General features: G+C 36.0%; 23 protein-coding genes, 1 tRNA gene and 2 pseudogenes. 17 read left to right on the top strand and 9 right to left on the bottom strand.

Annotated elements, in window-relative coordinates; genetic code table 11:
* Positions 1-62 precede the first annotated feature (62 nt).
* The 3 genes from IPM92_16950 to IPM92_16940 are packed head-to-tail and all read right to left on the bottom strand — an operon-like array spanning position 63 to position 2,558.
* The gene (locus IPM92_16950; GenBank protein ID MBK9109999.1) at positions 63-1,214 is read right to left on the bottom strand and encodes an aminotransferase class I/II-fold pyridoxal phosphate-dependent enzyme; all 1,152 of its coding nucleotides are present in this window, start codon (positions 1,212-1,214) and stop codon (positions 63-65) included.
* Positions 1,215-1,243: 29 nt separating this feature from the next.
* A complete protein-coding gene (locus IPM92_16945; protein ID MBK9109998.1) occupies positions 1,244-1,492 on the bottom strand; it encodes a 4a-hydroxytetrahydrobiopterin dehydratase in 249 nt (82 codons plus the stop codon).
* A gap of 10 nt (positions 1,493-1,502) precedes the next feature.
* Positions 1,503-2,558, bottom strand: coding sequence for a M42 family metallopeptidase (locus tag IPM92_16940; GenBank protein MBK9109997.1), 1,056 nt, complete (start codon positions 2,556-2,558; stop codon positions 1,503-1,505).
* A gap of 55 nt (positions 2,559-2,613) precedes the next feature.
* Between IPM92_16940 and IPM92_16935 the strand changes: the two genes are divergently transcribed.
* From IPM92_16935 to IPM92_16920, 4 genes are read left to right on the top strand one after another with little or no spacing between them, the layout of a single operon-like run.
* Entirely contained in the window at positions 2,614-2,910 is a 297-nt protein-coding gene (locus IPM92_16935; GenBank protein ID MBK9109996.1) for a hypothetical protein, read from the top strand.
* Between the two features lie 17 nt (positions 2,911-2,927).
* Complete coding sequence (locus IPM92_16930) at positions 2,928-3,167, top strand: hypothetical protein (GenBank protein ID MBK9109995.1); 240 nt, start codon at positions 2,928-2,930, stop codon at positions 3,165-3,167.
* 36 nt (positions 3,168-3,203) lie between these two features.
* Positions 3,204-3,599 (top strand): hypothetical protein, encoded by a 396-nt coding sequence (locus IPM92_16925; GenBank protein ID MBK9109994.1) that lies wholly within the window; start codon positions 3,204-3,206, stop codon positions 3,597-3,599.
* Positions 3,599-3,997 carry a polysaccharide biosynthesis C-terminal domain-containing protein gene (locus IPM92_16920; protein ID MBK9109993.1) on the top strand — a complete coding sequence of 133 codons (399 nt, stop codon included), beginning with the start codon at positions 3,599-3,601 and terminating at the stop codon, positions 3,995-3,997. Before IPM92_16925 ends, IPM92_16920 begins: the two co-directional genes overlap by 1 nt.
* 106 nt (positions 3,998-4,103) lie before the next feature.
* Here the strand turns inward: IPM92_16920 and fabG are convergent.
* A pseudogene (fabG, locus tag IPM92_16915) lies at positions 4,104-4,843 on the bottom strand (3-oxoacyl-[acyl-carrier-protein] reductase).
* Between the two features lie 222 nt (positions 4,844-5,065).
* Between fabG and IPM92_16910 the strand changes: the two are divergent.
* From IPM92_16910 to IPM92_16895, 4 genes and pseudogenes are all read left to right on the top strand, one after another.
* Positions 5,066-5,644: a hypothetical protein gene (locus tag IPM92_16910; GenBank protein MBK9109992.1), complete on the top strand. Its 579-nt coding sequence runs from the start codon at positions 5,066-5,068 to the stop codon at positions 5,642-5,644.
* Positions 5,631-6,983: a glycosyltransferase family 39 protein gene (locus IPM92_16905; protein MBK9109991.1), complete on the top strand. Its 1,353-nt coding sequence runs from the start codon at positions 5,631-5,633 to the stop codon at positions 6,981-6,983. Before IPM92_16910 ends, IPM92_16905 begins: the two co-directional genes overlap by 14 nt.
* A gap of 1,155 nt (positions 6,984-8,138) precedes the next feature.
* Positions 8,139-8,936: a Fic family protein gene (locus IPM92_16900; protein MBK9109990.1), complete on the top strand. Its 798-nt coding sequence runs from the start codon at positions 8,139-8,141 to the stop codon at positions 8,934-8,936.
* Positions 8,937-8,965: 29 nt separating this feature from the next.
* A pseudogene (locus IPM92_16895) lies at positions 8,966-9,163 on the top strand (DUF4172 domain-containing protein).
* A gap of 102 nt (positions 9,164-9,265) precedes the next feature.
* On the opposite strand, the gene IPM92_16890 reads toward IPM92_16895, so the two are convergent.
* From IPM92_16890 to IPM92_16880, 3 genes are all read right to left on the bottom strand, one after another.
* The gene (locus IPM92_16890; GenBank protein ID MBK9109989.1) at positions 9,266-10,360 is read right to left on the bottom strand and encodes an anhydro-N-acetylmuramic acid kinase; all 1,095 of its coding nucleotides are present in this window, start codon (positions 10,358-10,360) and stop codon (positions 9,266-9,268) included.
* Positions 10,361-10,760: 400 nt separating this feature from the next.
* Positions 10,761-11,060 (bottom strand): hypothetical protein, encoded by a 300-nt coding sequence (locus tag IPM92_16885; protein ID MBK9109988.1) that lies wholly within the window; start codon positions 11,058-11,060, stop codon positions 10,761-10,763.
* A gap of 165 nt (positions 11,061-11,225) precedes the next feature.
* Positions 11,226-11,462: a hypothetical protein gene (locus tag IPM92_16880; protein MBK9109987.1), complete on the bottom strand. Its 237-nt coding sequence runs from the start codon at positions 11,460-11,462 to the stop codon at positions 11,226-11,228.
* 102 nt (positions 11,463-11,564) lie between these two features.
* Between IPM92_16880 and IPM92_16875 the strand changes: the two genes are divergently transcribed.
* The 3 genes from IPM92_16875 to IPM92_16865 all read left to right on the top strand — a co-directional run bounded on the left by IPM92_16875 (position 11,565) and on the right by IPM92_16865 (position 13,539).
* The gene (locus IPM92_16875) at positions 11,565-11,906 is read left to right on the top strand and encodes a hypothetical protein (protein MBK9109986.1); all 342 of its coding nucleotides are present in this window, start codon (positions 11,565-11,567) and stop codon (positions 11,904-11,906) included.
* A gap of 90 nt (positions 11,907-11,996) precedes the next feature.
* Positions 11,997-12,066, top strand: a tRNA-Cys gene (locus IPM92_16870).
* A 498-nt stretch (positions 12,067-12,564) separates the two neighbouring features.
* Entirely contained in the window at positions 12,565-13,539 is a 975-nt protein-coding gene (locus IPM92_16865) for a tyrosine-type recombinase/integrase (GenBank protein MBK9109985.1), read from the top strand.
* 963 nt (positions 13,540-14,502) lie between these two features.
* Here IPM92_16865 and IPM92_16860 read toward each other — a convergent pair.
* Positions 14,503-14,793 carry a DUF4065 domain-containing protein gene (locus IPM92_16860; protein MBK9109984.1) on the bottom strand — a complete coding sequence of 97 codons (291 nt, stop codon included), beginning with the start codon at positions 14,791-14,793 and terminating at the stop codon, positions 14,503-14,505.
* A 481-nt stretch (positions 14,794-15,274) separates the two neighbouring features.
* Positions 15,275-15,502: a hypothetical protein gene (locus tag IPM92_16855; protein ID MBK9109983.1), complete on the bottom strand. Its 228-nt coding sequence runs from the start codon at positions 15,500-15,502 to the stop codon at positions 15,275-15,277.
* A 300-nt stretch (positions 15,503-15,802) separates the two neighbouring features.
* Between IPM92_16855 and IPM92_16850 the strand changes: the two genes are divergently transcribed.
* The 6 genes from IPM92_16850 (at position 15,803) to IPM92_16825 (ending at position 19,211) form a co-directional block, all read left to right on the top strand.
* Positions 15,803-16,051, top strand: a complete 249-nt coding sequence (locus IPM92_16850; protein MBK9109982.1) for a hypothetical protein — start codon at positions 15,803-15,805, stop codon at positions 16,049-16,051.
* A gap of 29 nt (positions 16,052-16,080) precedes the next feature.
* A complete protein-coding gene (locus IPM92_16845) occupies positions 16,081-16,608 on the top strand; it encodes a hypothetical protein (GenBank protein MBK9109981.1) in 528 nt (175 codons plus the stop codon).
* A 293-nt stretch (positions 16,609-16,901) separates the two neighbouring features.
* Positions 16,902-17,192, top strand: a complete 291-nt coding sequence (locus IPM92_16840; protein MBK9109980.1) for a helix-turn-helix domain-containing protein — start codon at positions 16,902-16,904, stop codon at positions 17,190-17,192.
* Between the two features lie 405 nt (positions 17,193-17,597).
* Entirely contained in the window at positions 17,598-18,557 is a 960-nt protein-coding gene (locus IPM92_16835; GenBank protein ID MBK9109979.1) for a hypothetical protein, read from the top strand.
* Positions 18,558-18,559: 2 nt separating this feature from the next.
* Entirely contained in the window at positions 18,560-18,886 is a 327-nt protein-coding gene (locus tag IPM92_16830; protein ID MBK9109978.1) for a hypothetical protein, read from the top strand.
* A gap of 103 nt (positions 18,887-18,989) precedes the next feature.
* Positions 18,990-19,211: a DUF3800 domain-containing protein gene (locus tag IPM92_16825; protein MBK9109977.1), complete on the top strand. Its 222-nt coding sequence runs from the start codon at positions 18,990-18,992 to the stop codon at positions 19,209-19,211.
* The last annotated feature ends 383 nt before the right edge of the window (positions 19,212-19,594 follow it).

Below are 19,594 nucleotides of genomic sequence, written 5' to 3'. Positions count from 1 at the left end.
ACGCCTCCACCTCACCCCCGGCCCCTCTCCGCACAGCGGAGAGGGGCCGGGGGTGAGGTGGATTATTTTAGCAACTGCGTCGCAGCTTCCTTAATCGTATCTTCCTTCTTTGCAAAACAAAATCTTACAATGCCCGGATCATACCCATCGTGATAAAATGCAGAAATGGGAATCGTTGCCACTTTTTTATTGGCAACAAGTTGTTCGGCAAAAACGGCATCACTTAATTGCTCCGGATTTTTAAATCGCGCAAGTGCAAAATAACTTCCTTCGCAGGGCAACCACTCAAAATCTGGATGTTTCATTTCTTTAAAAAAGAAATCTCTTTTGTGCTGATAAAATTGTGGAAGTTCGTTGATAAATTCGGGATAGGATTCCATAAATTTTGCAATTGCATATTGTGCCGGCGTGTTTACGCTAAAGACTAAGAACTGGTGGACTTTGCGGATTTCTTTAGTGAGTTCGGCTTTTGCAATCGTATATCCTATTTTCCAACCAGTATTGTGTAAAGTTTTACCCATTGAAAATGTAACAATAGAAGATTTCATGATCTCAGGATAATGCAATGCACTCCAATGTGGCTTGCTATCAAAAACCAACATATCATAAACTTCATCCCATACCCACAAGACATCATATTGTACTGCTAGTTTTTCGAATCTCAGCATATCTTCTTGATGCAGTATTCTTCCTGCAGGATTGTGAGGATTGTTGATCAGAATCATCCGGATTTTTCCCTTTTGCAACATTGATTCAAGCTGCGTCCATGGAATCGAAAAAATCTGGTAATTCGAGTCGGAGGTAAACTGGCTGACCCCGTTGACCAGGACTGCAGGTCCATAAGAATCATAAGCAGGTTCAAAAATCAATACTTTATCACCGGGACGAATGAAAGCGCTAATAATCGTATAGATTGCTTGCGTGGCACCTGCGGTAACGGTAATATCATCATCTATATTCGCTTTGAGTTGGTATCGATTTTCCAAACGACTTGCTATTTGTTGGCGCAACATGAGCAATCCCGGCATTGGGGCATATTGATTAAAACCGGATTCAACAGCTTCATTTAAAAATTGAAAAAGTTGTTCGGGTGGTGCGAAATCAGGAAAACCCTGAGCGAGGTTGATGGCCTGATACTGTTGCGCCAGAGCTGTCATTTTCGCAAAAATGGAAAGCCCTGCTTGAGGAAGTTTAGACGGTATCGGATTTAGCATCTGTTAAACAACGAAAAAATGAAAGCCGATCAATGTTTAGAATATTTTTTATAAATGCGATCGATCTCTCCTGCCATTCTATGATCTTTTTCTGTAACAGTATCGCCGGCATCGTGCGTTGTTAATACGATGTCGACTTTATTCCATGAATTTTTCCAATCAGGATGATGATTGAGTTTTTCTGCTTGAAATGCGACTTCGGTCATAAAAGCAAATGCCTCTCCGAAATCTCTAAATTCAAAACTTGATTTTAATTTGTTACTACTTTCTTTCCACATAGTTTCGTTTTTATGTATCGTATTTAAATTCAAATGAATAATTTTCGAGTTCTTGCACTGCTGCTTCCAATAATCGAACCGCAGCGTCGATATCATCTTCATGCACCATTTCAATGACCTGATGAATATGTCTAGTGGGAATAGAAATGGCACCTGCAATGGTTCCATTTCCTGCACGTTGCACTGATGCAGTATCTGTACCACCACCTGTTAGCAATTCTGCTTGCCAGGGTATTTTATTTTTCTCTGCAGCAGATTTTAAAAATTGAACCATTCGATAATCAGGGATCACACTACTGTCAAAAAGTTTAATAGCAACGCCATTGCCCAGTTTGGTGATATATTCGTGAGATTGGGCTCCGGGTACATCATAAGCGATGGTCGTATCAATGTTGATGGCTACATCCGGTGCGATGCTGTTGGCCGCGATCATAGATCCCCGGCTCCCTACTTCTTCCTGTACCGTAAATACAGCATACACATCCAGAGGCGCTTTGGTCTTTTTCAGTTTTTTCATGAGTTCGACCAAAATATAAACAGATACCCGATTATCGAGTGATTTACAATTTATACATTTTCCCATTCGGATCATTTCGCGTTCACGGGTTATAGGATCTCCAATTTGAATTTTCCCGACTACTTCAGCTTTCGTTAAACCTGTATCGATAAAGAAGTCTTTTAAGGATGGAGCTTTTGCCCTTTCCTCTGCATTCATGATATGAAGAGGTTTACTTCCCATGACCCCGTGGATATCTTCTTTGCCGTGGATGATCACTCTTTGGGCGGTTAGTGTCTTTGGATCAAAGCCCCCGAGTGGAAGAAAGCGAATAAAACCTTCATCATCAATATGTTGAACGATGAATGCGATTTCATCCATGTGAGCGGTCAACAGAAGTTTTTTTCGACTGTGCCCTTTGTGAAAGGTAATCAGGTTACCCATGGCATCTGTCCGCATGTCATCCACATCTTTTTCAAGAGTGCTCATGAGGAATGAACGGATGCGCTGTTCGAAGCCGGGAGCCCCCGGTACTTTACATATTTTTTGAAGCAAATCGAATTCTGCCATTTCTTTTTGTCTGGCCAAAATTAAGTCATGGGAGTTAATTGATTAAATATGGCTTTTGATACTATGTATGTACCTGATTTTTATGAGCTTTGCAGCTGTGTCCGGTTTAAAAAGTCTCGCAAAGGAAACCATGATCTATGGTTTAAGCTATTCGCTTGGCCGTTTGCTCAATTTTTTACTGGTTACCGTATACCTGACACGTGTGTTTTCAGACGAAAGAGCCTATTTTTCGATATACAGTGAATTGTACTTTTTTATTGCGCTTTTTCTAGGAATTCTGGGTTTACGTATGGAAACGGGTTTTTTAGATTTGCTTCTGATGAAACATTTGCAACTAAAATTTATCCGGTAGCCAGCCAGCTTGTTTGGATGGTTTGTGGGCTCTTCCTGCTTGCTGCTTATTTTGGATTAGATGTCATCAATTATGGATTACATTATCCACAATTACAAAACTTAATATTTCTGGCAGCGGGAATCACTGTATTGGACGTTTTGAGTGCCTTGCCCTTTGCCAAACTACGTTATGATAAAAGGCCCCTACGTTATGCCTGGATCAAACTCTCCGGATTGCTTTTAAACATCATTCTCTTGTTGTATTTTTTTAAATGAATTTGGGGAACAGCTGTTGAAAATTTATATTGGGTATTGCTGGCTAATTTGATAGGAAGTGCTTTGACACTCATTTTGCTGCTGCCAGAAATCAAGAATGCGTTTACCATCGCCGATTGGAAAATCTGTAATCGACTCTTGAAATACGTTTCTCCTTTAATCATCGTCACTCTTTCTTTTATTGTGATCCAATACGGGGCTACAAGTATACTTAAATACTTTCTTCCGGGAGATGCTTTACAAAACCTCGAAGCCAGTAGTAGTTTCAACGCAGCCATGCGACTTGCCGTCATTATGAATTTGTTTGTGACTGCATTCAATTATGCAGCCGAACCTTTTTCTTTCGTCATGCAAAACAAGATCAGGCTCCGCAACTTTTTGCAAGATTGTCTTTGTATTTTATCATCGCGTGTTGTTTTATATACCTCGTGATGGGATTATTTATTGATGTGTTTGCTAAATTGCTTGATAAAAATTTTAGGGACGAATTATTTTTGGTAAATATTCTTTTGTTGGCCAATATCTTCATGGGATTGTATTCCAACTTTTCGAGTTGGTATAAATTGTCTGATAACAACCGTTTGATGGCCATTGTGAGTGTATTCGGAATGTTGCTGATGTTGGTTTTAAACGTCCTTTTGATACCCTATCTGGGCAACAGTTCGGCTGCCTATGCAAATCTTACAGCTTATTTATTCATTTGTGCCATGGCTTACTATCAGGGGCAAAAAAAATATCCGATCCCTTATCCGATACTTAAAATGACCATGTGGTTGTTGGCTACAGTACTAACAGTTGTATTCATTCCAGGCATCTATACCTTTTTTTAAAATTGAATCCCTCGTCCAGTATAGCCTATCCTTTTTGATCCTCATTGCATTTGGATATGCTGGGTATAAACTGGAATGCAAAAGAAACTTGTTTGAATTTGATCTTTTACATGTTCATCCCCCCACAAACACTCAAGACCTGTCCGGTAATATAACACGACATATCAGAAGCGAGGAATAACACAGCATCTGCAACTTCTTCGGGTTTTGCAAGACGGCCCAAAGGAATTGCTTTCATAAAAGCCTCTTTGGTTTTTTCATCAAGCACATGCGTCATTTCCGTTTCGATGAACCCGGGAGCCAGTGCATTGCAGCGGATGTTGCGGGAAGAAAGTTCTTTAGCCATACTTTTTGTAAAACCGATCATGCCTGCTTTTGAAGCGGCGTAATTTGATTGACCGGCATTACCAAAAACACCTACAACAGATGAAATATTGATGATAGATCCACTACGTGTGCGCATCATGTGCTTGGCTGCAAATTTGGTCAGATTAAAACAGGATTTTAAATTGGTAGTGATGACCTGATCCCATTGCTCTTCGGTCATACGAAGGATCAGATTGTCTTTAGTGATACCAGCATTGTTTACAAGAATGTCCAGTCCACCCAAATCTGCAACTACAGATTGAATCAATTGCTCAGCATCTGTATGCACAGCTGCATTGGACAAATAGCTTTTGCCTGAACGCCATAGCTCATGCATTTTTCGGCAACAGCTTGAGCTTTATCCGGGGAAGAAACGTAAGTAATAGCTACATGAGCTCCATTTTTAGCGAGACACTCCGCAATGGAAGCACCAATTCCACGGCTTCCTCCGGTAACGAGCGCAATTTTTCCTTTAAGCATTTTTTTGGATTTACCACAAATATATAGGGTTCTATATAAACAGAGAAAATAAATCTTGCAATTATGCTATGATATAAAATTCGAAATTACTCGAATGGTATAAGTCATCATTCACAGTAATTATAACAATTATAAAAATGATTTTTATGAGTACAAAATAAAACATTGAGAACTTCGTCATAAGTTCTACAAGGAACTTAATTTATCAAAATTTAATTAACTTTGACAAATGAATTTGAACATTCCTACATTCCTACATTCCTACATTCCTACATTCCTACAATCCTACAATCCTACAATCCTACATTCCTACATTCCTACTTGCCTACTTGCCGCCTGTTTGTTTTAATTATTATTTCATTCCTACTTACAAGTTGCGAACGACCAGAATCTGAGCTTCCCTATAATGACTATTCCGAGTTAGCGATTAGAACTTCAAATGGATTCTTCCTTGCGGCAGATCGGAATTTGAATAATATTGTTGTAGCCAATCGCAATAAAATAGGTGAATGGGAGAAGTTCACCATACAAAAGCATCATGACGATAAAATCTCTCTGCGTTCTTCTGATAATACATTCTTAGGCATTACTGAAGATTCTATGTCGCAATTGGTTGCAGGTTTTAAGGAATTACGTGGAAATACATATTTCAAGATTGTCAAAGGAGATTCTTCCAGTTCCTTAATTCAGGACTACTTAAATCGATATTTAATCGTTGATAGCAATTTCGTAATTCGAACAACGGTAACTCACACTAACAAATTGGCTCATTTTTTATATCACAGAAATGCCAACAGATAAATTCTATTCATTTTCAAAAAATCAAATGATACCTCTCCTTTTTGGCATTTTTTTCTCGTTAATGAGTTTATGCCTTTTTCAATTTCAAAAATATCAAAAACTAAGTATCATTTTTCTTTTACTCGGAGCACTGGCCTTAAGACTATTTGTTGGCTTGTTAGATGGGCATCTGACTTATTGGGATGAACAATTCCATGCACTTGTAGCAAAGAACATGATGATAGAACCCTTTAAGCCCATGTTATATAAAAACCCGATACTTCCATATGACGAAACAAATTGGATACAGGGTCATATTTGGTTACATAAGCAGCCCTTATTCCTTTGGCAAATGGCTTTGAGTATGAAAATATTTGGCATATCCGAATTTGGTCTTCGACTGCCAAGTATCTTGATGTCAACAATTATTGTTGCTTTCATTTACAGGATTGGTAAACAACATATAAACAAACAAGTCGGATATTTTGCTGCTCTCTTCTTTTCATTTTCACATTTTGTGCTTGAAATTACTGCTGGATTTATACATACTGACCATAATGATATAGCCTTCTTATTTTACGTAACAGCAAGTATCTGGGCATGGACAGAGTATGAGAAATTAACGAATGCAAACAGAAGAAATATATTTATCATTTTAATTGGTGTATTTGCAGGATGTGCGGTAATGAATAAATGGCTCACAGGATTATTGGTCTATGCTGGTTGGGGGCTATCTTTATGGCTTAACAACTTTGGAAAAATAAATTTGATCAAATATCGAGACCTCTTGCTAAGTTTGTTAATGTCTATTTTCACATTTATACCCTGGCAAATATACATCAACACAAATTTTCCTAAAATCAGCCAATTTGAAAATAAATTAAATACCAGACATTTTTTCGAAATTATTGAAGATCACGGAGGTGATTTTTGGTGGCATATTAATCAATCATTTGATATGTATAAGGTAGACCCTTTCTTGCTCATTTTATGCATTGTGATCCTTTTTAATTCAATTCAAACGCATTCTGTTAAAATTGGCCTCATTTTCAATATCCTACTGATCTATTTGTTCTTTGGAATTGCATCTACTAAAATGATTGCTTTCACATTCTGTGTATCTCCAATGATTTATTTGGGATTAGGCAATTTATTTGAAAAATTAACACAAGTAAATTTTATGAATTATCATTTTTCAAAAATTACAACGACCAATTCCATATTTACAATTATTTTTTGCTGCTGGATTTCCTGGTATAATTTTGACTACCCTAAAATTATCGAAAATCATACCATGCAGGACAAAACGACTTCTTCCTTTTTTTATCAGAGGATGAAATCATCTAAATTTATTAAATAACTTCCAAATAATATCCATAATATCAGTGAATATGTCTTCTTTAATTGTAAATATGAAGATAATATCCCAATTATGTTTTACACAAATGCGATAGCAGCATACAGTTCAATTCCAGACGAAGGTACATTTTACCCAAATTTTATCAACCGGCCATAAAGTTGCAATATTTAATAATGGAAACTTGCCCCAGCACTTCAAGAGCATCAAGACGTGTTGAAGATTGATGGCTACTGGACAGATTTTTAATTAGATGTTTGTCGATAATGGTCATAAATATTTACCCGTTATAGGTCCCCAATCATTTACTACCCAATATCAAACAACTTTGTGGTCCTTCCTGTTTTTGAGCCTTTGTGGCGAAAAAAATGTTGAATAAAAACACAATCTACTTTAAATAAAAGTCTTAAGACTAAAGAGAAAAATCGGAAAGGCAAAATAATGAAAATCAATATACCACATTCCTCAAACTCCTCCTATTGACTGCTTGATAGCATTTATATTTATTTCATTCTAACCAGTTGTGAATCACCAAAGGATTCTTTTTTATGCAATGACTATTGTAATTTAGCCATAAGAACTACAAAAGGTTTCTTTCTGGCGGCAGATCGAAATTTGAATAAAATTGTTTTAGTAAATCGGAGCAAAATACGTGAATAGGAGAAGTTCACGACACAAAACCATCATGAAGAGAAAATCATTCTCCGTTCTTCTACTACTGGACAGATTTTTAAATTTGGAACCCACCAATTACAGATCAATTGAACAACGCTCCTTTACAGTCATTCCTTACCAATTTATGTAGCATTTTTTATACTAGTTCTAAAGATGATTTCGTCTTTTTGTCAACGGGAATTTTATTCTTGCATTTTTCATTCGGAGGACTACCCATATGTAGCTCAAATTGATTTCGCCATCCATCATCGGGTTTTGGTCATGTGATTTACAATTGCAGATTGCATTTTTGCTTGCATATAGCCTGAGTGTTTGAATTTCTAAATTTACTGAAGAAGCTTGTGCTTTAGAATATTCAATATTTGCCGCATTTTTGCGGAGATAATTTCTTATATTTACCGCAAGAAACGACTCAGCAGATGACAAAGTATATATACGAAAACAAAAACTGGCCAAACTTTACCTGGCGGGAAACTGCGATAAATGTCGTATTTGGTGAAGTCGAAATCTGCAAGGAAAATTGTCGGGCAGATGAATTTACTAGGTTTCGCAACAAAAGAAGAAACGAATCGTGCTACTTTAACACTTGACGTTATCAAGTCATCAGAGATCGAAGGAGGAAAAGTGGATTATAACCAAGTCCGTTCCTCCATGGCAAGAAGATTAGGTATGCAGATTGCTGGACTTGTTCCTTCCAATCGAAATGTGGAAGGCATTGTTGAAATGATGCTTGATGCCACCCAAAATTATAAACAGCCATTGTCACATAAGCGGCTATTTGGTTGGCATTCGTCGCTTTTTCCAACAGGATACAGCGGAATGCACAAAATAGCTGTTGGCCGCTATCGCACAGGAGAGATGCAGATTGTATCAGGAGCAATGGGAAAGGAAAAAGTTCATTATGATGCCATTCCTGCTAACGTACTCAAAAAAGAAATGGAAATATTTTTAAAATGGTTCAATGCAAAATCCGAAATGGACCCCGTGTTAAAAGCTGCGTTAGCTCACTTCTGGTTTATCATCATTCACCCATTTGATGATGGTAACGGAAGAATTGCCAGAGCGATCTCTGATTTAGTGCTTGCTCGTGCGGACGGAACACCCGAACGCTATTACAGCATGTCAAGCCAAATAGTAGTGGAACGCAAACAGTATTATGAAATATTACAAAAGTACAACATAGCTCTGCGACATCACCGACTGGTTAATGTGGTTTTGCATTGCCTAAAAATGCTTTGCTGGCTCCAAAATTACCGTTCAAGAGGTAATCAAAAAGACTGATTTTGAGAACTTATGAAAACATCGGATTCAATGAACGGCAACGATTAGTGTTGAATAAAATCTTAGACGGATTTGACGGAAAATTACAATCCTCCAAGTGGGCAAAAATTGCAAAATGCTCAGCAGATACCGCTTTGCGCGATATAAAGGATTTAATGGATAAAGGCATTTTGCGAAAGGAATCCCATGGTGGACGAAGCACAAACTATGAATTAGCAGACTTTTGAATAAAACGATACTTGTTTCAGGTTTAATCATTAAATTTCCAATAAGCCAATAAAAATTTAGTACACATTTTGATTAAATCCTTCAGCCTTTTCCCTTTAGCCTTAAGTCATTCTGCTTAAACCCTCATAAACATCTCCACTGGAATGATCGTGCAAGGCCCCGGTAACGCTACTCAACACATTGACCCTATCATTCCACTTCAAATAAGCCAATAAAGCAAAAACCATAGCTTCTTTGTAATCTATTAAAGTAGAATTTGGAATGTGGTAGTGCCAGTCCGTCTTACTTAATGCATTCAATCGCTCCAATAAAAAATCATTGTACGCACCACCTCCAGTGCACAGGACTGACGCATGATAGGTCCCCCTCTCTGGAAACCTAGAAATTTGTGTTTCAATAAAATGATGAATTTGAAATGCGATATGTTCTACTGCCGTTCGCAACAAATCAATCACTTCATATTTATCGAATAGATGAACCGCTTCAAAGTTTTGCAGATACCATTCGCGGCCCAGGCTCTTGGGAAAAGGCATTTGGTAAAAGCCCAGTGCATTCCATTTTTTGAATACATCATTTAGGATCTTCCCCGTTTGCGCAAGTTTACCGCCTTCATCAAAGGTTTTTCCCAATTTTTGACTAAGACTGTTGAGCAACATATTGCAGGGACTTAAATCGCATGCTTCTCTTTGGCCATTCGCATTCCATGAAATATTGGAGAAACCGCCCAAATTGAGACAAAAATCAAATTCTGAAAACAACATTTCATCTCCAATGGGGACCAAGGGTGCCCCCTGGCCTCCTAAAGCCACATCCTGCTGCCTGAAATTACAAACCACCGGAATTCCTGTTTGCCGATATATTTCTTGACCGGATCCAATCTGGAGCGTCAAACCTTCATGGGGCCTGTGAAAAACAGTATGTCCGTGAGAACCGATCAGATCAATTGGCAATTTAAATTCCTCTTTGAAAACTAACACTTGTTCGGCCAACCAAATACCATAGAGCCTATCCAATTCCTGAATCGCATCAGGGTCTGCATAAAATGCATTGGATAATTTTGATTTCCATTCTTCTGTATAAGGAATGGTTTTGGCCGCAAGAAATTCAAACTGCAATTTTTCCGTTTCTTTAAACCGGATCAAAGCCATATCCAGTCCATCGAGAGAAGTGCCTGACATTAATCCTAATACGTTCATTTGAAGAAGGCTAAATACTTGAGGCTAAAGACTAAAGGAAAAAGGAAAAAGGTAAAGGTAATATGGTATTCCAACCTTTAGCCTTTAGTCTTTTACCTTCAGCCCTTTCTTATGAAGGTAAGGTAATTCAAAATTTACTATGTATTTGTATTTAGGATCTAATATTTTTTATTTCCAGAAAAGGATAAAAGGAAATATTAAAAATGTAAAATTTGCAGTTGGTCTCTATAACCTTTAGTCTTTTACATTAAGCCTTTCCTTAAGTAAGCTAAAGTTGAACAGGAAAAGTAATATGTTCTTTATCACTCCTTTAGCCTTTTCCTCCCGACATCATCGAGTGATTTTTTAATAAGAGGTTTCTTCATGTCGGGATAGTCTTAAGTCTTAATATATCGCCATATCAAACAACTTCCGGTACTCCAGACTCATTGGATGTTGCGGACCTAACAAATAAAAGAAGGATCCCGGCGCGTCTGGGCAATTCATTTTGGAATGCAGGTTCTTTGTGTACAGCGTCAATGATGTCTTCTATCGCTGTGGAAATATTTTTTTGCAATATTTTAGTTTTGGCAGACGCTAAAAGCAAAGCCGCTTTATTTTTTAAACTAGAGTCGATATGCATCCAGTCTTCGATGGCTTTGGCATCCTGTTCCAATTCATCGCGTTTTGGACTTTCGGCCAGGGAGCGAATTCGATCCAAAGCGTTTTTGGAGTTAAAAATTTTATCAAGCCATTGGCGTATCGTTTCTTTGGATTGTGCACCTGTGAATTCATCGATTATTTTCCTTCATATACAAGTTTACAATGTGGAATACTTTGGATCTTAAAATAAGCTGCAATGTCCAGTTCAACTTCTGTATTGATTTTAACCAAAGCCCATTTTCCTTGATCTTCCGTTTCGTGATTCCAAGACCGGAGCCAAGTTCTTTACAGGGACCACACCAGGGAGCCCAAAATCAATCAGTACCGGTTTTTCAAAACTGAGATCGACGACATCGCGTTTAAAAATCGAAAGCTGGTTGATCCATAAGGGTTTATATTCAAAAAGAAAATGAAAATAGCTATGAATGGGTAATTTCCACTCTGCAAAAGAAACAAGCAAATTGGATTTTAGTTTTATCGAAATAAGAGCTTAAATCGTTCACGAGGAAGCTCTTATTCATATGCACCCATTTGTTAACTTTGGCCTTAAATTCAATAAGAAATGAGAATCATTTACATCATCATATTTTACTGTAGTGTTATGTCATCCTGCAAAGAAGGCTCCATGGCTGGAGGTGGCCAAAACAAAAGGCCTCTTACCATTGAAAATCTTCAGGGTTCCTGGGCCAGCAAACCCGAAGGTCCGGCGGAACTTAAATTTGAGCAGGATTCCATACATTTTCTCGATGATCAGCAATCCTTCAAATACATGATCGTAGGTGATTCTATTCAGTTTGAATTGGAGTTTGCCACATTCTGGTATAAGATAGAATTGAGGGGAAATGACCAAATGGACTTCACCACCCCCCAAATGGCATTGAAATATACACGCATAAATAATTGATAATCTGTATTTTATATTAATTCATGAGGTATTTATTTCAGGAAATAAATCTGAAATTCATAAATATCCTTAGATTTGCGGTCCCTTTAGGGTCGGGTGGCCAGTGGCTAGGCAGAGGTCTGCAAAACCTTGTACAGCGGTTCAAATCCGCTCTCGACCTCAAAACATGAATTTCCCCTTATTCTTGCGGATAAGGGGATTTTTATTTAGATTGATAATCAATTATTTATGATTCTTTTTTAAAATGTCTTTATAAGGATCAGACAAATTAAATACGAAAAAGCGTCCCCTGGAGCGTCCCCTGAGAAATATTAATTAAATTAGAGTTTGAAAGGGAAATGGATGAAACCAAGGAATCATAAATTCTATTTAAAGACTTCAGAACCCAATTCAGAAAGTTCTATCCAGTACAGGTGCAACATCAACGGGGGAGCGATTTAAGTTCGGAACAGCTCAAAGCATTTATACCGAATTGTGGGACAATAAAACAGGAAGGCCCACAACCGATAAAAAACTCATCAAGGAATTCAAAAGTCAAATTCCAGCGATTGAAACAAGGTTAACCAATACCAAAACCATTCTTGACAACATTTGCCAGGAAGTCAATTCATTTATTTCAAACTCAGAGATAAATAGGATAGAGATTGATTTCGAGGCATTGAGGACACATTTAGCCGAAACCGCATTGAGATCATCCCGGACTAAAAACACAGGCAAGGGAACCTTAAAAAATAAAGAAGCAACAAGATCCGAGAATAACTTTCAATATATTAGGCAATATACAGAACACTTTATTTGGGCAATTACAAATGGAAATAAAACCATTCAACATGGGCCGGGATATAAGAAAAGGTATTCCCACCCTACCATAAAAAACTATAAAGGGTTTTTAACCCAATGGATTGAATTTGAAAAGGTCCGGAATACACGTTTTAAGTGGGAAGATATTAGCCAAGGGCTATATGATGATTTTACTCAGTTTTTCCGGTCAAAAAACTATACCCAAGATACAACAGGGCGAATGATCAAACACTTTAAGGTTATTATTCAAGCGGCCTTAATTGACAAGCTCCATAATTGCAAAGTACACCGGGAACCTTTTTTTAAAACTTTATCCAGTAAAATAGACAATATTGCCTTGACACCTGATGAAGTTGCCAAACTTGAAAATTTGAACCTTAATAATCAACCAGGATATGAAAAGGCAAGGGATATTTTTTTAATGGGATGTTATACAGCTCTTAGGTTTAGTGATCTGAAAAGATTGAAACCTGAATACGTTCATGGGGACCAAATTGATATTCCTACTCAAAAGACTAAGAAAAGGGTAATCATTCCTATCAGTCCGAAATTGAGAAAACTTTTAAGCAAGTACAATTTCCACGCACCAAAAATTGAAGAACAAAAAGTCAATAAGTATATTAAATCCATTGCTCAAATGGCCGGAATTACAGACAGTCAACATATAATCGAAACCAGAGCCGGAGTCACAAATGAACTGCAATTTAGAAGATTTGAACTTATAACTACTCATACAGCAAGAAGAACGGCTGCAACCAATATGTATTTATCGAAAATACTCCCTAAGTTCATAATGGAGATTACAGGGCATACTGCGGAAAGTAGTTTTTAAAATATATAATTCTGCCAAAAGAGAGAATTGTTAAGGAAATGGCGGTAAATGCGTTTTTTAAATAAATTTAATGAAAATGAGGTAGTGCCTCAGTTTGAATTTATTTCATTTGCCACATGCTTGACCAATTAGAATGCCGTTATATCTTTGCGAATATGAAAAATCAAAGTTACCTAATGACTTTAATAAGTAAGCCAAAAGTATAGTGGATTTGGCTATCGGAGAAATCCAGGTAAAGGAAGATGGTAAAAATGCTGATCCTTTGGCTTAAGGAAGCTGGGAGGGCTTAAAGGAGGAAAATTCAAAGCCCAACTCGCTTTCAGTTAAAAAGCGGCTGAAACGAAGTTGAAGAAAAAGGGGCTGGTTAATGCTCAGTTGGAGTGAATTGTGTGGAAAGGATCATAAAATAGCACATGGAATACGCCTTTTTCTCCAACAAAAAATGTATAACTGGACGCTTAGTTTTCTCACCATTAATTCTTTTATTTTCTGATAAATGGAAATGGCCAAACTCGGGAATCTGCTCATCAACTAAATATTTTCCGCCTATTAATTGTTTTATTAAGTTCAACAAATTTTTGTTGTGCTTAGAAATTCTAAATTTATATTTGCCGTCTTCATTTAAATCGCCAATGGTATGAATGAGACAACTCTCTGACAATTTGGAAATACTTATTATACTCTAATGTATTAAATTCAGGATGATTAAAGCAATAATCTCTAATATACTTTATATTTAAGTATTTATATGAAAATACAGGATAGAAACTTTCAGGCCTTTTGTGGTATGTTTGATTCCCCAATTGAAAACTAATGTCGTTTAAATCTTCATCAGGTATTTGATATCTGGGAGACATTTATGAATTTGATTTTCCATTTAGCAATGACTTATAATAGTTTTTCATTGTATCTAAATTAATTGGTATTTTACATATCTCAAAAGGCTGACAACTCTGTCTTGCTTCATTCCACGGCAGTTCTGAATGAGTAAGGAAAACTAAATAACCAGAAGAGTGTGCTCCATATTTTTTTAAGTATCGAATGCAATAACTCCAACTGATCATCATTTAATTGAAGATTACTTGTCCTGCTTTTGTACTCATTTTCAAGATCATAAGTCGAATTAAAAACAATGTGCTCATGTCTCTGATAATTTATTTTGTACTCGTCCCAAATAATCCTATACACTGGACCGTTCGACCAAGCCTCAGGAGCATCATGAAATAACGAGTGGTCTAAAATGCCAAATTCCATGCTTGTGAATAATATAAAATTTTCTGTAGTTTGAGGGGCGAAATACTTAGCCCATTATAGTTGAAGTGATGCACCAACCAGTCTGCAAATAATTTTATATTTATATAATTCAATTCCATGATTAAATTCAGTAAACGTCTTATTCAACAATAAAGTTAAAAACTATTTTCAAATATTTATTAAAATTTTGTTACTTTTGCGTCCCAAAAAATTTCAACCTAAGTAATTCGTTGTTTCACAATTTGATACATATTATAATTAGCATAATATGATTTTCAAATTTGCGTATTACATAGCATAATATGGATTAATCCAGATTCAAAGCTGGTTATTTCCTGGCTTGTGGGCGTAGGGATTTAGATACCGCTAAAACTTTTATGGAAGACTTAGCCGGAAGGTTGAAAAGTAAGGTACAATTAAACACCTATGGATTAAAGTCCTACTTAGAAGCCGTTGACTCCGCATTCGATGGAAACAGCTTTTAGGCTGGATGATGTGGTCTTTTGGTGACTACTGGTTTTTGTGATGTTTTAATTTTTCGAACCGTTTCATTGTTTTGTTCACTAACCGGAACATGTTCAAAAATAGCATCAATTTTTTTAGATATGTCTTTTAGGCTGCCATCTATTTTATCTAACCTTTTCTCCAAAGAATCGAATCTTTGCTCCATGTCATCCAGACTTTCAAGAATCAATTTTGAATCGTCCATTTAGTACACAATTTTAAATTTTAACCATTACTATGAGACTAATAGCAAAAACCAAACCACATTTAGTAGGTTTAAAATCGTGTAAACACAGGTGATTAAAAATAAGATTCTGCTTCGTCTCTTTTATTCCTTTTTCAAAGAAGAACTCAAAACTAAATAGTTTTTCATTATTTTTCCTATATTTTTGCTTTTTTATAAAAATACTGCTATTTTGTCATAAAAACCAGACAAAAAATAGACTAATCCAACATGCTAACGAAAAATGTCTAATTTTCTTATTAATCACAAACAATCTAATTTATGGACCAAGGCGACAGAATTATGCTCGAATTGACCATTGCCACACGAAGGGGTGGAATAAAAGAAAGGGTATTTGGCTTTTTTGTTTCAACTAATCCAGTATCGGAAACTAATCCTACAATAGACAGCATAACTATTGATAGGGTTTTAAATGTTGCTGAATATATTAGAAATGGAGCCACACCCATAACACATAGACAAACATTTTCCAGGAAAAATTACTCTGCTTTTGGTCAAAGTGTCTGGTAATCTTTTTACAAACTCTGACACTAACGAAAATGGCTAAACGATGGGTAACGGTAAAATTTGAAAATGTTCCATTTAGTGATTTAATTGAAATGGAATTTTTCAAAAAATTAGGATGGCATGATAAGGCAGAATTTATAACTTGGTATCTTAAAATTACAAAAGTTCCTTGGAGAACAGAAGATTTGGCTCTTTTGAAGAAAATAGAAGATGAGGTTAAACACGTTTATGAAATTTTTGAATGGAGGCAAGATTGTATAAAAAAGTTAAACACACTTCGAACTAAATTAGACAAAATCAATTATTTAAATGATGAATTAGCCAATCTGTTACTATTCGAATCTTGCCTGGATTTAATTCAATACCCAGGTAATTTATTACCATCTGAAAAAATTCCATTCCTTGAAAAATTAATAAAAATCACTCAGCTAAAATCTGATGATGAGTTCGAATTACCGGTAGTATTGACAGATATAAATAGTTCAATTCCCACATCATTATTGGTACTGAAAGAATTAGGCATCTTTGATTTGTTAAAGGGAAAGAATCAAGGAAAATAATGGAACTGATGTAGATCTTGAGAAACTTATAGCATATATTATTAAACACCCTAATCCTGATTCAGTTGGAAGATATTTTCCTGCAATGGATATAGGAACGAAGGCTAAAAATAGTCCCTATACCAAAAATGCTATTAAAAATATGCAAGACATTTTTCAAAAGTGCAACATAACCGTGAAGGGAAATTATGTTAAGAAAAGGATAAAACAATAATTAGTTTAATAAAATAGGGAAATCCCCCACTAATTCCCCCCCACGATAAAACAAATTTCTTTTGTGCTAAAATTATTCAATGGCACAAGTAATTGTTTTAACACCGGACCAGCTCCAATCATTTGTGGACAGTGTGGCCCAAAGGGTAGAGTCCCTTATAAAGGATTCCCAGAAAAAACAGATCACTTCAAAGGAATGGCTAACAGCCAGGGAGGTATCCGAGCTCTTAAAAATAAGTCATACTACCATACATGACTGGTCTAAAAAAGGAATCCTGAAAAAACACAGGATTGGGGACCGGATAAGATTTCGCCATGATGAGGTATTGGATTCATTACTAAAAATTGAATCAAAGCATGGAAGATCTTAAGAAATTCTGAAACAGCCTTCCCCAATAATCCAGAAATACAAAGAAAATCCAGACCGTCCAGGAACTTATGATCTGGTAAATAATTTGGATGTACTAAAAATTAAATACTTCATTTTATCAAATCCAAGAATTGAACGATTTAAACGTCAAGGCGCAACAGTAATGTGCGAGGCATGGGATCCAAGGGGAAAAGACATTATTTACAGGATTAAGGTGACTAATAGGCTCCGAAAATGTATTATACGGGGATCATAAAAGTAATGGAAGAAAAAAGTCATTCTTTTGTCTGGTCCAGGCAGCCAATACCTACGAAATGGATTATTTCATGGGTTTTTGCCCCCGGACCAACAAAGACCAAACCAGATTTTTATCCTTGCATTTCAGAAGTCAGTTAATTCAGAAAGGATGATTGATTTTATCAAGTTAAACATAACATATTTAGGTCTTGAACATTTAGAACAATGTGGATTGGTATTCTCAAAACCTGGTATGTTGAATAACGAAACCGGGGAATTTGTTCCAGACAAAAGAATTAAGGCCGAATACATAGCAAGGTATAAAAACTTACTTTTTGACATTTATAAAGGGGGCAAAATTTATCTATCTGGCTCTATTCATATATACTTTAATGATGGAAAACATAATTATAACAATTTCAACTTTGCCGACCTACTTGAGGCAATACAGGACATTTGCCAAAGATTCGGAATTGATCCAAAACGGACTAAAATCCATCATTTGGAATTTGGAATTAACCTTTATGACTTTCTTTTTTCAGCCACCCAGATTGTAAATAACCTAATGATCCATTCTGGCAAGGGCAATCCCCCAGAACACTTTAAATACATAGCACAAAAGACCCCAGCGAATTTAAATGTATTGTCCGTGATTGGTACACTTTTAAAATCTATGACAAGGGTAAACACTACCAAAGGGATGAGGATATATTCCGTTTGGAATGTAAGGCAACCAAAATGCATCGACTTAATGACATGGGAATTTTCAACTCTTGCCGACTTAACCAGACCTGGAAACAATGGACAAACTCTAGAGATGCTCTCATTCCTTTGGAGTGGTGTTATAATAAATGACTGGACTATCCGGGAGGAAAATTTAACTCAGGATCTCTATTTTCAATTGAAGGATTGGAGAAATCCGACATATTGGACCAACCTAAAAATTGAATGTAAGGAAAGAAACCGGAACAAGTTCAATAATGAATTGAATAAATATCTTAAAACAGTGCAAGAACACAGCGAAAATGTCCATAAGATAATTAATGATTCATTGGTTTTGAATTGGTGCAAGAACACCATAATAACATCCAATGCCAAATTAGACCAGAAAGTGCAAATACACCCCTAATAATGGATGCCCTTGCACATACCTCAATAAGAAAATGCAGAATAACCGGAATAGATATTTCAAACCAGAAAGTAGGCAGCCAATATCTAAGAGAATCAACCCTTGCAAAAATTTACTTTGGGGCTCCGGATTTATATCAACGTCTTAAATCAGAATTTGGGCCAAAGAAAAAACAAATTTTAACACTTAAAGCAGAATTTGAGGCCATTGCCAAAAACATAAGGAACCGGGATAGTAATCCCAGAAAGAGGGAAAGAGATATGGTCAAGAAATACTACAATAGCCTATTCCCATTTGTGCCAAGGATTGCCCTTTTTGGACGGAGTTAATATTAGTCAAAAATATATATGAATTAGAATTCCCTTTCAAGTCACAAATTGTTAAGTTTGAAGCATTAAAGTTAATATTCAAATTCTGATAATTATGTATCTAATGTATGTTGATGAAAGCGGAGATTGCGGGACAGTTAATTCTCCATCAAAATATTTTGTTTTATCTGCTTTAGTTATTCACGAGTTTGCATGGCAACAATTTATTGAAGATTTAATTAGTTTTCGAAGATCACTCAAAGCAAATTATAATTTAAAAATGAGTGAAGAAATTCATGCTGGTGAATTTTTAAGTAAAAGAGCTAAAATAGTTATACGCATATAAGTAGAAATAATAAACTAATGATTTTAAAACACTGCCTATTATGGTTGAATAGTAGGACGGACATAAGTATTATTTCTGTAAGAAATAAGAAAGTTGTCGGAAAAAGATATTTTTGATGATTCTTGGAAAACTATAATTCAAAGATTTGAAAATACATTAATAAATAATAATTTTCCTTTGCAAAATGGCATTAATAAAGGTTTAATCATCACAGATGCTACCGACGGAAATAAACTTAATCAGTTGTTGCGTAAAATGCGAAGATTCAATGCTATCCCTAATTTGAGGAACGTTTATGCAAATGGATATAGGAATATAACATTAAGGGCAATTGTAGAGGATCATAATTCAAGAAACTCAGCTAATTCATATATAATTCAATT

It is taken from the genome of Saprospiraceae bacterium, assembly GCA_016719615.1.
Classification (GTDB): domain Bacteria; phylum Bacteroidota; class Bacteroidia; order Chitinophagales; family Saprospiraceae; genus Vicinibacter.
The sequence above is the reverse complement of the archived record's forward strand: the minus strand, read 5'-3'. Positions and strand labels throughout refer to the sequence as shown.